Here is a 13,550-nt window from a genome sequence, read left to right on the forward strand (position 1 = left end):
CGTCGTCAGCTCAGGATCGCCGGCTCAGCCTGGCCGGCTCTCCACGGGTGGCGCGTCGAGGTCGCGGATGGCGGCGACCGCGCGTTCGCAGCAACGCCCGTCACGCAGCGGGAAGGTCTGCTCGATCCGCTCGCGATAGGTCGCGGGAAGGTCCCACCCGTTCGAGCCCAGCTCGGCGAGCGCGGTGAGCGCGTCCTCGAGTGTCCGGACGACCGGCCCGAACCCGTCGCGCTGGTAGCTGAAGTAGCCCTGGCGTCCGAGGTGTCCGCCCGTCATCGCCAGGTCGTAGTCGAACTGGAAGTACACGACCGGCCGGTCGACGTAGGCCGCGTTGAACGCCATCGAGGAGTAGTCGGTGACGAGTGCGGCGGCTCGCGCGAAGTACCCCTGCACGTCCTGCCCCTCGAACGTCAGGAGGCGCACGTGGTCGGCGACGCCGAGCTCGGCGAGCACCGGCTGGATGTTCGGGTGCGGCAGGAATGCCACCTGCTTCCCCGAGGCCTCCGCGAGCTGCCGCAGCGCGGGCGAGGACACCAGTGCCGACCACTCGCGGACGTACTCCGAGTCTCGGAAGTCCGGCCGGATCGTGCGGCGGGTCGTGCCGGGCGCGGGTTCGTCGCTGAGCCAGTTCCGCCACGTCGGGGCGATGAGCACGAGGTCGCGCTGGTCCGGAGGGGTCTCCTGCGCCAGGGCCCGCAGCCGGTCGAACCGCGGCAGGCCCGTCATCCGCACCTCCTTCGTGGTGAAGCGGTACGGGCTGCCGTCGTCGACGATCGAGGCGTGCTCGGCCGGCGTGCTCGTCACGAACAGGTCGATCTGCTTCCAGTTCAGCCAGCGCGACAGGTCGTCCTGGATGACGCCGTGCTGGAGGAACGTGTACCGCCACGTCGGCGGCCTCATCCAGACGACCGGCTGTGGCTCCTGGTGCGGCCGGTCGATGTGCGACGACACGAGGTGGCGCGTGTTCATCAGGAGCAGGATCCACTCGACGGAGCCGTAGTGCACGAGCCGGTCGCCGAAACCGTCCTGTTCGAGGCGTCGCCAGTCGGCGCTGCCGCGGTCGAGCACGAACCAGGCGTTGACGCTCGGCTCGTGCGCGCGCAGGTACCGGAACAGGCGCTCGGCGTTGTCGTCGGCGTTGTGCACGCGGTCCATGAGCGTCCACGCGTCCTGGTACCGCCGGTGGTAGCGGCCGTGGTCGGCCAGCGCGTTGAGCGCCCGGGTGCGCAGCCGCAGGCGCTGCCGCCACGACGCGGCGTCCGCGTGGTCATCGCGCGCCGCGCTGACGTCCGCGCGCAGCGGACCGGGGGCGCCGTCGCGGATGTCCACGATCTGCCCGTCGAGCAGCACCGCGACGCCTTCCTCGACGGGGATCCAGGCGATCCGCTCGGCGAGGAGCTGCTGACCGAAGTACTCCACCGCGCGGACCTTCTGCGCGGTCGGCTCGACGACGCGGCCGTCGGCGAGGAACGTCTCCTGCGGCGTCGTGTGGGCGTACCCGTAGGAGATCCGGAGCTCCCGCTTCGTCCTGTCGTACTCGTGGCGCACCGCGTACGGGCTCACCCAGGGGCGGTCGCGGACGCCGTGCAGCAGGATGTCGCGCCAGTCGCGGTCGAAGCGCCGGACGTCGAACTGCTCGACGACCCAGTTCTCGAGGTGCTCGCTGATCCGGCCCAGCAGCTCGACGAACGCGGCGCCCACCTCGCCGGTGCCCGCCGTCGGCGAGTTCGACATCGCCTTGTCCTCCTCGAAGTACCAGGAGAGCTCGTAGAGCACGAACTGCTGCAACCAGACCGGGGCCCGGCCCTGTGCCTGGTGCGCTCGTTCGAGGGCGTCGAGGTAGCCGTACCGGGGGACGTCGGTGAAGTGGCGCGGGTCGAGCCGCTTGTTCTGGAGGGTGGACGAGCCGTCTGCCCGACGCCGGTACACGTACTGGGCCGAGGACACGAACCCGATGGTGGGGGCGGGGAACGTCAGGAGGTACTGGACGCAGAAGTGCCCGTCCTCGAAGTTCGGCCGGATCCGCGGATCGAACAGCACGTCGTGCGCGAGGAGCCGCTCTCGGTCGAAGAACGCCGCCGGTGCCGAGCCGTGGAAGCGGTCGGTCCGCGCGGCCAGGTCGACGAGGACGTCGCCCTCGGCGAAGAACGCACGCAAGGGGTGCCCGGCACGCGGCTCGCTGTCGACGCCGTCGAGGTACGACAGCCGGTTCGTCGCCACCATGGACGTCTCGGGGTGCTCCGTGAGGAAGCCGTCGACCCGGGCGAGGTAGTCGTCCCCGAGCCAGTCGTCGGGATCCGGGAACGTGACCCAGGCACCGCGGGCCTGTGCCAGGCCCCTGTTCCGGGCGGCACCCTGACCGGCGTTGGTCTGCGAGAGCACCGTCACGGTCATCGTGGACTCGGCCGCCCATGCGCGCAGCCGGTCGAGTGATCCGTCCCGCGACCCGTCGTCGACGGCGATGACCTCGAACGCCGCGTGCGGGAACGTCTGCGCCTCGATCGACTCGATGAACGCGTCGAGGTAGGGCGCGACGTCGTGGACCGCCGTGACGAGCGAGAAGCGTGGTGCCGCTGCTCCGCTCATGCCCCGCGGGCCTCGAGCGCGCGGACGGCTGCGACAGTGCGTGCGCAGCAACCCCCGTCACGTTCGGGGAACGTCCGGTCGATGCGCGCGTCGTGCTCGGCGGACGGCCGCCACCCGTCGGCAGCGACCTTCCCGAGGGCGTCGATCGCGTCCTCGAGCGTCTCGGCGACGGGGCCGAAGCCGTCGCGACCGTACTGGAAGTAGTCCTCGCGGCCGGTGTGCCCGCCACGCATGACTCGGTCGTAGTCGAACTGGAAGTAGAGGACGGGCCGGTCGATGTAGGCCGCGTTGAAGGCCATGGACGAGTAGTCCGTCACGAAGGCGGCGCTGCGCGCGAAGAACTGCTGCACGTCCTCGCCGTGGAACGTCAGCGGCTGCACGTGCGCAGGGAGGTCCAGCTCGTCGAGGATCGGCTGCAGGTTCGGGTGCGGAAGGAACGCCACGGTCTTGCCGGACGACCGCGCCAACCGGGCGAGCTCGTCCGACTTCAGGAATCCGAGCCAGTTCGAGGCGAACTCGGACTGGAAGAAGTCAGCGGTGACGAGGCTGTGGCCGGTGACGTCCCGCGGATCCTTGCTCATGAGCCACGACCGCCACGTGGGTGCGACCAGGATGAGGTCCCGCTGCGCGGGAGGTGTGGCCGCGCCGAGCTCGCGGAGCCGGTCGAACCGGGCGAGTCCGACGAGCTTCGCCTCCTTCGTCGTGAACTTGTAGCCGGTGTCGTCGCCGACCACGGACTCGTGCTCGCCCGGCGTCGACGTCACGAACAGGTCGATGCGCTTCGTGTTGAGCCACCGCGAGATGTCGTCCTTGATGACGCCGTGCTGCAGGAACGTGAAGTCCCAGGTGCGAGGCCCCCACCAGACGAGCGGTTGAGGGTCGTGCTGGGCGCGATCGACGTGCGAGGAGATGAGGTGTCGCGTGTGCAGCATGAGCACGGTCCACCTCGTCGAGCCGTAGTGCACGAGGCGGTCCCCGAACCCGTCCTTCGTCAGCCTGGCCCAGTCGGGGCTCCGCTTGTCCAGCACGAACCAGGCGTTGATCGAGGGTTCATGCGTCCGGACGTACCGGAAGAGGCGCTCGGCGTTGTCGTCCGCATCGCGGACCCGGTCCATGAACGTCCACGCGTCCTGGAACTCACCGCGCGCCCTGCGGGTCCGCGCGCCGGCGCGCACCAGGCGCTCGCGCGCGCGGAGGTCCTTCCGGATCGCGCCGAGCATGTAGCGCAGCCGCTCCGCCCGTCCCGCGGGAGCGCCGTTCTGGGCGTCGGCCGGGCGCAGCGGGGGGACGTCCAGGGCTCGCGGCTTCGTCGGGGGTTCGCTGCGCCTGAGCTCGACTGGTGCCCCGTCCAGCCAGACCTGCAGCTCGCCACCGACCGGGACCCAGGCGATGCGCTCGCGCAGCAGCGTCCGGTCGTAGTAGCGGATGGCGCGGGACTTGTGGGCGGTCGGCGTGACGCGTGCCCCGGCGACGAACAGCTCCTCGGTCGGTGCCTCGCCCGCGTAGCGGTAGACGATGCGCTGCTCGCGGCGCACGCCGTCGAACTCGCGCAGCACGACGTACGGCGTGTGCCACGGCTCGCCGCGGAACCCGTGGAGCAGGATGTCGCGCCACTCCCGGTCGAAGCGGCGCAGGTTGAAGCTCTCGATCCACCGTTCCTGCAGATACGTGCTGATGAGCGCGAGAGTCTCCAGGAACCCGGCAGCGACCTCGCCGTGCGTGATCGGCGATCCGCCGGTCGGCCGCGCCTGCTCCTCGAAGTACCACGACAGCTCGTACAGCACGAAGGTCTGGAGCCACCCCGGTGCCTCGCCGTGCCGCTCAGCGGCCTGTCGGAGCACGTCGAGGTATCCGTACCTCGGCACGGAGAGGTACCGGCCGGAGTCCTCCCGCGAGCGCTGGAGCGTGGAGGATCCGTCCTGACGCTTGCGGTAGTAGTACTTCGCGGACCCCACGAAGCCGACCAGGGGCTCCGTGGCGAGCAGGTACGAGCAGCAGAAGTGCCCGTCCTCGAAGTTCGGCCGGATCCTCGGGTCGAAGGCGATGGCCTCGCGCTGCAGGATCTCCCGACGAACGAACGCTGCGGGGGCCGATCCGTGGAAGTGGTGCGGCGCGCGGCGGAGGTCGACGAGCTGGTCGCCGTTCCCGAACATCCGCACCAGAGGATGCGTGTCGGCGATCCGGTCCTCCGCCTCGAAGTACATCACCCTGCTGGTGGCGACCATCGACGCCGTCGGGTTCCGCTCGATGAACGTGCTGACCCTGGCGAGGTAGTCGTCGGCCAGCCAGTCGTCGGGGTCCGGGAACGTCACCCACCTGCCACGCGCGAGGCCGATCCCGCGGTTGCGAGCCTCACCCTGCCCGGCGTTCTCCTGCGAGACGACGGTCACGTGGATGTCCGTCGAGCGCGACCACGTCTCCAGCTTCGCGCGCGAGGCGTCGGTCGAGCCGTCGTCGACGGCGATGATCTCGAACCTGTCGTGCGAGAACGTCTGCGCGTCGAGAGACGCGGTGAACGCGTCCAGGAACCGTTCGACGTTGTGCACGGCGGTGACCACCGAGAACAGGGGCTCCGGCCCGAGAGGCGAGGTCGGGTCGATCTGCTCGGGCACGCCTGGATTCCTCACGTCGTCGCGTCGCGTTCGCTGCTGTCGTTCTGCCGTGGCGATCGTAGTCCAGCGGGGTTGGGGCTCCGTCGGCCGCCCTCGCTGCGGCGTCGCCGTCCTGGATCGACCCGCCCGGCCGCCCTCACGCGCCGACGATCTCGCGCAGGAGATCGAGCTCCAGCGGGATCGTCGCCACGGCCGAGGACTGCCGCCGCACGCGCGCGGCCGAGGCGGCGGAGCGCCGGAGGAAGCCGTCGGCGTCGCGCCGGATCTCACGCAGGGCATCCGCCAGCCCCTGGGCGTCCTCCGGCTCGGTGAGGTGGCCTTCCGCCTCGCTGACGAACTCCGGCACGGCGGCGACCCTGGTGGTCACGGGCACGAGCCCGGAGGCCATCGCCTCGTCCCGGCTGACCCCTTGGCTGTCCATGCGCGTCGGGGAGAGGAAGACGCCGTGATCGCCGTGGAGCGCGGCGATCTCCGACGGCGTCAGGTAGCCGCGGCGGATCGTCACGTTGGTGAACGACCGGAGCGGCTCGAGCGTCTCCTCGAACAGCGGGCCGTCACCGACGAACGTGAAGTGCATCTCGTCGAACCACGGCTCCTCGGCGAGCTCGAGCACAGCGGCGACCGACAGGTCGTTCGCGTACTTCCGGCTCGTGTACGGCCGGATGGTCAGGACGCGGTGTCGCGCGTCCGGAGACTTCGCCCGGTACGAGAACAGGTCGGTGTCGATCGGGTTGGGGATGATGTGGCGCCGCTCGGCAGGCAGGCTCCGCTGGAGGTCGGTCTCGACCTCGTGACGGAAGTACTCGGAGACGAACACGTAGGAGACGTGGGGATGCCCGACGTCGGCGATCTCCCGCCACAGCCGGAGCCTCTCCTCGGACAGCACCTTCGCCTGCTGCAGGGCGGCCTCGTCGGTGAAGTTGAACTCCCGGCGCCACCAGGGCTGGACCTCGGACCCGTGGACCCAGACCGTCAGCCGGGTGTCGTCGAGGGAGTCCTTGACGGCCGTCCAGATCCCGCGGGTCATGAAGTGGACGGCGAGGTGCTCGTAGCCGCCGCGGGTGACGATCTCCGTCAGGTCCTCGATCGTGCCCCGCTGGACGTCGACGCCGTCGAACTCGTAGGCCGTGTACGGCCGGTTCTCCGTGAGGACGAAGACGTCGACCGGCTCACCCCTGCTCTGGTACGCCGTGACGCGCGAGTGCACGAACGCGTGCTTGTAGAGGTCGCCGTGCGCCGGGTATGCGATGGTCACGAGGAGCGTCCGGCGGGGCCGCACCACCAGCCGAGGGACGCGGGAGCGCGGCGCCAGGCAGATCCTCCGCATCACGGCCGTGCCGGTCCCGCCGAGGCGGACGCCGACCTGGACGTCGCTGGCCGCGTCGGGCAGCGGGATGTCCTGGTTGCTGTTGGCCGGGAGGGCCTTGGACCACAGTCGGCGGCCGGAGGCGTCGACGAGACGGACCGCGAGGAGCATCCGCAGGTCCCCGACGCCGTCGAGCCGGACCGTGAGCTTCCCGTCGTGCACGAGATCGGCGACGGGGAACGTGCCACGGGCCCACAGGACCTCGTCGGCTCCCCCCGTGGTCCGCTCGAACGCGACACCGCCGAGCCGCTGGCGCGCGACCCGGATGTTGCTGCCGGCGGGCGCCGACGTCGGCAGGTCGTCGGGAGCGACCACGAGGGGGTCGTCGGCGAGGTCGACCTCCGCCGCGAGGACAGAGGCTCGGCCCACGAGCTCGCTGACCGGCACCCCGGTGTCCAGGCTCTCGCCCAGGGTGAGCGCGGCCATGCGCGAGGCTGCGGCGCCGCCGTCGCGGCAGTAGTCGAACGCGTCGACGGCGAGCGCCGGGGCGGCGCCGAGCTCCAGCTGGTCTCCGAGGACGTCGGCGACGCTCAGACGTCGCGTCACCGGAGCCGGCAGCAGAGCAGCGCGGGGATCGATCAGGGAGGCGTCCACGTGGCTGTACGGCGCCGCGCGGTGGTGCCGGACGGCGTCGTCGGCCGACGGGCTGAGCTCGAAAGGACCCGCCTTCGTCACGACGTGGCCCGGCGCGAAGTCATGGGCGCCGACGAGGCTGAACAGGTAGCGCGGGCCGTACCAGTCGCGGGTGTCGAGCACGGCCACCGGAAGGCCGCCGGTCAGATCGGCGAGGGAGGCGTGCGCGGCGTCGGCCGGGTCGACGACGGCGAGGCCCGCGGCCGCGGCGGCGTCACGGACCGCCGCCCCGTCGGTTCGGACGAACGCGTCGACGTCGACATCACGCTGGCGCCGGAGCGTCTCGAGCAACCGGTCCAGCGCCGCCTCGTCGGCGACCTGCGCGAGGACGGCGACCGCACGCGGGCGCGGGGCGTACTCCTCGCCGAGGATCGTCGCCACGACGAGGTCGAGGCGGTGCGCGTACGTGTCCTCGCGCAGGATCTTCTGCACGCCGCTGGCGACGAGCCGCTCGCGATGGGCGTCGTCCTCGACGATCCGGCGCACCGCGTCGGCGATCTCACGCCGTCCGTCGTGCGCCGGCACGAGGTCGCCGAGCATCGTGCGCACGCCGCGCGCGTAGTTCGACACGGTCGGCGTGCCGGAGAGCAGGAGCTCGTACGCACGCCTCGCGAGCATCGAGCTCGACGCCTTCACCGTGTTCACGGTCAGCGCGACGGTGCCGCCCTGGTAGGCGACGTCGATCTCGTCCGGGGCGAGGGTTCCGACGACGTGACGGGCCAGCTCGGGGGGGAACACGTTGTCCGGGGTCGTGCTGCCGAGGTTGCGGTCGTAGATCTCGACCGGGAGGACGTCGGCAGCACCGCCGAGGAGGGCGTCCATGTCCCGCATCCGGTCCGGGTACCGCCGGTAGTACGCCCCGGCGAACACGGCGACGGCGCGGCGGTCCCGGGTCGTGAACGGCGCGTGCTCCCGGGGCTGTGCCGCGAACGGGAGGAAGCCGACCCGGCGGTGACCCAGCTCGCGCACGTAGTGCGGCACCATGTCGACGTCGGTGGTGAGCACGACGTCGGCCTCACGGGCCACCTTGAGGTACTTGTCGAAGTGGACCGGGTCCTCCTTGTTCCAGAACACCGTCGGGATCGAACGCTCGCGGCACCACGCGACGAGGCTCTCGAGCTGCGGCGGGTACCAGTCGACGGCGCTGTGCCACGTGCCTTCGGCACCCCGCCACGCCGACTCGACGAAGAGGAGATCAGGGTCGAACCCCGCGAGATCGGCCTCCCAGTGATGTCGCCGGACGTTGCGCAGGTCGGCGTCGGCGGCGAGGCCGCGGGCGGTGAACTCGTCGACGATCGCGGCGATGCGCAGGCGTGATCGCGTGCCGGTGGTGGCGCGCAGCCGCGCCGCGCCCCGACGTGCCCGGGCCTCGGCCGCGTGCAGCTGGTCAGGCGGCAACCACGCATCGGAGGCGACGCGCGTGGCGGTGCGCGCCGGTGCGCCTCGCGAGCCGGCGTCCTGGCCGCGCTCCGCTCGTGGCCTGCGCAGGATCTTGCCCACGGCACGCGGTGCCGCCAGGATCTCCCGCGGTCGACGGACGGTCCGCCCGACCACGTCCGCCAGCAGCAGCACGCGCCGTCCGGAGAGGTGGTCGACCTCCGCCTCGAGCTCGGCGATCCGTTCCCGGGCCGCCGCGAGCTCGACCTCGGCCGCCGCGCTCTCCGACCGCGCCTTCTCCGCCGCGCGGGTGTGGAGCGTGCGGAGCTGCCGCGACTCGGCCTGGGCGCGCTCGAGCGCCACGCGCACGTATCTCTGCTCCATGGCGTCGGCGTCCTCGGACGACGGCGCTGCCGACGCCGCGGCGAGCTGCTGCGTCAGCCACTCCTGCCGGTCGACGGCGTCGGTGAGGCGGCGCCAGGCGTTGTCGCGCGAGGTGATGAGCGCGTAGCGCTCCCGGGCCATGCGGAGAACCTCGGCGGCGAGCCGCTCCGGGACGAGGGCGCGCGAACGGTGCGAGAAGAGGTGCGTCGGGGTGGCGTTGTAGCTCCCGGCCAGCACGTAGCCGAGATCGTCGAGAACCTCGCGGACCTGCTCGAACTCGTCGCGTGTCCCTGCTTCGATCCAGAGGTGCGGGTGGTCCGTCTCGAGGATCGAGCGCGCCCCGCGCAGGACGGCGAGCTCGAATCCCTCGACGTCGATCTTCATCCCGGCGACGGCGCCCGGGAGGGTCTCGTCGTCGAGCGCGACGATGGCGAACTCGCCGTCGTCCTCGGCGCGCTCCACCGCCTGCCCGCCGCGGTTGGTCGGCAGGATCGTGCTGAATCGGCCGCGTGCGGCAGCGGCGCCGACGGCGACCGGTCGTACGGTCACGCGGTCCGCGAGGTCGTTCGCCTGGGCGCTCGTCTCGATCGCCGCCGCCAGCTCGTGCTGGGGCTCGTAGGCCACGACCCGGCACCCGCCGGCCGCGGCCAGAACCAGGGTGTGGTTCCCGACGTTCGCCCCGACGTCGAGAACGAGGTCGCCCGGGCCGAGGAGCTCGAGCATCACGTCGAGCATGTCGCCCTCGTACGGTGCGGCCGTGTCGCGGATGCGGGTCTGGATGTAGTCCGAGCCCACGTGCGGCAGGAACATCTGGACGCTCGTCCCGCCGGCGTCGACCCGCACCCAGCGGTCGTCCCGAGGCGTGTCGGTCATCGCTCCCACAGTCCTCGGGTGTCGACGAGCGGGACGCCGAGAGGAGCGGGCGCGCGGCGGAACGAGCGGTGGTCCACGAGGAGGGCCACGCAGTCGGCCGCGCCGAGCGCGGCGTCGAGCGACTCCAGCCGGACGTTGGGGCGCTCGGCCAGCTCCGGCGGCAGCTCACGGACGTGCGGCTCAACCACGAGCACCGTGGCGTGCGGGAGCCGCTCCGCGATCTCGGCGACGATCGCCCGCGCCGGCGACTGCCGGATGTCGTCGACGTCGGCCTTGAACGCGAGGCCCAGCGCGGCGATCACGGCGTCGTCCCGCGGGGTGGCCGCGACGACGCGGTCGGCGACCCACGACGGCTTGCTGTCGTTGACGGCGCGGGCCGTGCGGATCAGCCTGCTGACGTCCGGCGCCGCGGACACCACGAACCAGGGATCGACGGCGATGCAGTGACCGCCGACGCCGGGCCCGGGCTCGAGGATGTTCACCCTCGGGTGCCGGTTCGCGAGCCGGATGAGCTCCCAGACGTTGACGCCGACCTGATCGGCGATGAGCGACAGCTCGTTGGCGAACGCGATGTTGACGTCGCGGTAGGAGTTCTCCACGAGCTTGGTGAGCTCCGCCGTCGTCGCATCCGTCAGGAAGATCTCACCCTCGCAGAAGACCTCGTAGACGGAGCGCGCCGCTCGAGCGGCCTCCGGCGTGACGCCACCGATGATGCGGTCGTTCGACGTCAGCTCCGCCATGATCCGGCCGGGCAGCACACGTTCGGGGCAGTGCGCCAGGTGGACGAGCAGGGCCCCGTCGTCGCCCACGAGATCGGGCCGCGTCTCGGCGATCCACTCGCCCAGGCGGAGCGTCGTCCCGGGCGGCGACGTCGACTCGAGGACGACGAGCGCACCCGGGACGAGCACGGGGGCGATCGCGTCGGCAGCGGACCGGACGAACGTCAGGTCCGGCGTGAGGTCGTCGTGGAACGGCGTCGGCACGGCGATGATGTAGGCCTGCGAGCGCCGGACCTCGTGGCTCGCGCTGAGCCGACCCGCTGTGACGGCGCTCGCGACGAAGCCGGCCAGGTCCGGCTCGACGAACGGCACCTCGCCCGCGTTGACCGCCTCGACCACCCGCGCGTCGAGGTCCGCCCCGTGGACGTCGATCCCCCGGTTGGCGAGGATCGCGGCCGTCGGCAGCCCGATGTACCCGAGCCCGACGACGGTGACCGTGTCGACGCGGGTGGGTGTCGTCTCGGCGGTCATGACGCGCTCGCCGCGGCGTCGGTGTGGCCGAAGCGCTCGACGATGGCGGCGATCGCCCGTTCCGCGGCATGGCCGTCTCCGTAGGGGTTGAAGGCGTTCGCCATGGCGCCGTAGACCTCCGCATCGTCGAGCAGCTCCTCGATCGCGGCGACGATCCCCGCCTCGTCGGTGCCGACGAGCCGGGCCGTCCCGGCCGCGACGGCCTCCGGCCGCTCCGTGTTCTCCCGCAGCACGAGCACGGGCTTGCCCAGCGCCGGCGCCTCCTCCTGGAGACCGCCCGAGTCCGTGACGACGAGCGTCGACCTCGCGAGGACGTTCGCGAGGTCGCTGTACCCGAGCGGCTCGGTGAGGACGACGTTCGGGATGCCGGCGAGCTCGGGCTCGAGGACCGCGCGCACGGTCGGGTTGGGGTGCATCGGGAGGACGACGAGCGCATCCGGGCGACGCCGCGCCACGGTCGCGACGGCGCGGGCGGACCGCCGCATGGGCTCACCCCAGGACTCGCGCCGGTGCGCCGTCACGAGGATGAGCGGCCCCGTCAGGTCCTCGATCGGGGCGAGGTGCGGGTCGGCCAGCGGCACTCGCGCGGCGACGGTGCCGACGAGGGCGTCGATCACGGTGTTGCCGGTTACCACGATGTCGTCCTCCGGGATCCCGGAGCGCAGCAGGTTCGCGCGGTTGCCGGCGGTCGGCGCGAGGTGCAGGGAGGCGATCTGGGTGAGCAGCCGCCGGTTGCCCTCCTCGGGGAACGGCGACGCCAAGGACGAGGTCCGCAGCCCCGCCTCGAGATGCACGACCGGGATCGAGAGGTAGAAGGCGGCGAGCGCCGCCGCGAACGCCGAGGTCGTGTCGCCCTGCACGAGGACGACGTCGGGCGCGAGGCGACGCAGCACGGGCGTCACCCGTTCGAGGACCCGCGCGGTGGTCGTCTCGAGCCCGACTCCGTGGGTGAACACGTCGAGGTCCGTCACGGGCCGCATGCCGAAGAGCTCGTTGACCTGGTCGACGATCTCGCGGTGCTGGCCCGTCACCACCGGCGAGCACACGATCGCCGGATGACGCGCGGCGGCCGCGACGATCGGCGCGACCTTGATCGCCTCTGGTCTCGTGCCGTAGATCGGGACCAGGTGGAGGGAGGCCTCGGCCGTGCTCACGGCTGCTCGCCGGCTGGCCGACTGCCGGTGCTGCGGCCGGGGCGTGACGCTCGGGGCACGTGCTCTCGTTCTCCTTCGCGGATCGACGTCGGCGTCGCCGTTCCGGTCGCTGCTGCGCCGGCGCGCCACGTCGGACGCGACGATACCCGTCGAGGTGGCGTTCCAGGTGCTCGGGACGAGCGATGATGGAACGGTGTGTGCCGAAGCCGTGTCGAGCGACCGGGGAGCTGTGCCGTCCGACGGGCTGCTGTCGGTGGTGATGACCGCCCGCGACGTCGAGGAGTACGTGGGCGAGGCCGTCTCCTCCGTCCTGGACCAGTCGTACCGGGACCTCGAGCTCGTGGTCGTGGACGACGGTTCGGCCGACGGCACCGCCGGCGTCCTCGCGGAGCTCGCGTCGCACGACCCCCGGGTCCGGTTGCTCAGGGCGGACGGCGTGGGCCCTGGTGCGGCGCGGAACCTCGCCCTGCGGGAGGTGGGCGGCGAGCTGCTGACGTTCGTCGACGGCGACGACGTGGTGCCGCAGGGCGCGTTCGCCGCGCTCGTGGGGGCGCTCGGGTCGCAGGACGCCGACATCGCCGTCGGCGACGTCGTCCGGCTCCACGACCACGGCCTCGGCCCGTCGCCTGCGCACGAGCGCTCGGTGCGCCGCCGTCACGAGCGCACCCACATCGACGCGGTGCCGGACCTCGTCTACGACTCGACGGCGTGGAACAAGGTCTACCGGCGGCGGCTCTGGACCGACCACCGGCTCCACTTCACCGAGGGTGCGATGTACGAGGACATCGCCGTCGTCCTGGAGGCCCACGTCCGCGCGTCGGCGGTGACGATCCTCGGCGAGGTCACCTACCACTGGCGGTGGCGGCGCGACTCGTCGTCGATCACGCAGCTCAAGGGTCAGGAGCAGAACCTCCGCGACCGGGTCCGTGCGCTCGACCACAGCCTGCACCTCACCGAGAACCATCCGGAGCTCCGCGCGGCGTTGCTCGCGAAGATCCGACGCTTCGACCTGCTCCTGTACGCCTACCACGCCGAGGTGGCGCGGGATCGCAGCTACCGGAAGCTGTACCGCGCCGCGGTCCGCCAGTTCGTCCCGGTGCGCGACGCCGTGCTGGCGCCCGATCTCGCCGTCGAGGACCGGTTGGCCTACCTCGCCGTGCACGCGGGCGCGTTCTCCGTCATCCAGCCGATGCGGCGCCTCGTGCGCAGCTCCCGGGACGGCATCTCGTCCACGCGGGGGACCGTTCGGCGCGCGGTGGGACATGGGCGCGCCAACCTGCGACGCGCGCGGCGCCGCCCTGGCTAGGATCCGGGA

At 71.9% G+C, this 13,550-nt stretch carries 6 protein-coding genes; 1 reads left to right on the forward strand and 5 read right to left on the reverse strand.

The features are described 5' to 3' along the window. Positions 1-24: 24 nt before the first annotated feature. The 5 genes from BCAV_RS06010 to wecB form a co-directional block, all read right to left on the reverse strand. Entirely contained in the window at positions 25-2,586 is a 2,562-nt protein-coding gene (locus BCAV_RS06010; RefSeq protein WP_015881692.1) for a bifunctional glycosyltransferase/CDP-glycerol:glycerophosphate glycerophosphotransferase, read from the reverse strand. Then, on the reverse strand, positions 2,583-5,198 hold the full coding sequence (locus tag BCAV_RS06015; protein ID WP_015881693.1) for a bifunctional glycosyltransferase/CDP-glycerol:glycerophosphate glycerophosphotransferase: 2,616 nt from the start codon (positions 5,196-5,198) through the stop codon (positions 2,583-2,585). Before BCAV_RS06015 ends, BCAV_RS06010 begins: the two co-directional genes overlap by 4 nt. A gap of 136 nt (positions 5,199-5,334) precedes the next feature. Beyond that, positions 5,335-9,831 (reverse strand): FkbM family methyltransferase, encoded by a 4,497-nt coding sequence (locus tag BCAV_RS21490; RefSeq protein ID WP_015881694.1) that lies wholly within the window; start codon positions 9,829-9,831, stop codon positions 5,335-5,337. After that, complete coding sequence (gene wecC, locus BCAV_RS06025) at positions 9,828-11,081, reverse strand: UDP-N-acetyl-D-mannosamine dehydrogenase (RefSeq protein WP_015881695.1); 1,254 nt, start codon at positions 11,079-11,081, stop codon at positions 9,828-9,830. The genes BCAV_RS21490 and wecC overlap by 4 nt, the downstream gene beginning before the upstream one ends. Beyond that, positions 11,078-12,235: a non-hydrolyzing UDP-N-acetylglucosamine 2-epimerase gene (gene wecB, locus BCAV_RS06030; RefSeq protein ID WP_015881696.1), complete on the reverse strand. Its 1,158-nt coding sequence runs from the start codon at positions 12,233-12,235 to the stop codon at positions 11,078-11,080. The genes wecC and wecB overlap by 4 nt, the downstream gene beginning before the upstream one ends. Here wecB and BCAV_RS06035 point away from each other — a divergent pair. Next, positions 12,228-13,541 (forward strand): glycosyltransferase family 2 protein, encoded by a 1,314-nt coding sequence (locus BCAV_RS06035; protein WP_043346686.1) that lies wholly within the window; start codon positions 12,228-12,230, stop codon positions 13,539-13,541. The genes wecB and BCAV_RS06035 overlap by 8 nt on opposite strands. Positions 13,542-13,550: the final 9 nt, after the last annotated feature.

It is taken from the genome of Beutenbergia cavernae DSM 12333 (assembly GCF_000023105.1).
Taxonomy (GTDB): Bacteria; Actinomycetota; Actinomycetes; order Actinomycetales; family Beutenbergiaceae; genus Beutenbergia; species Beutenbergia cavernae.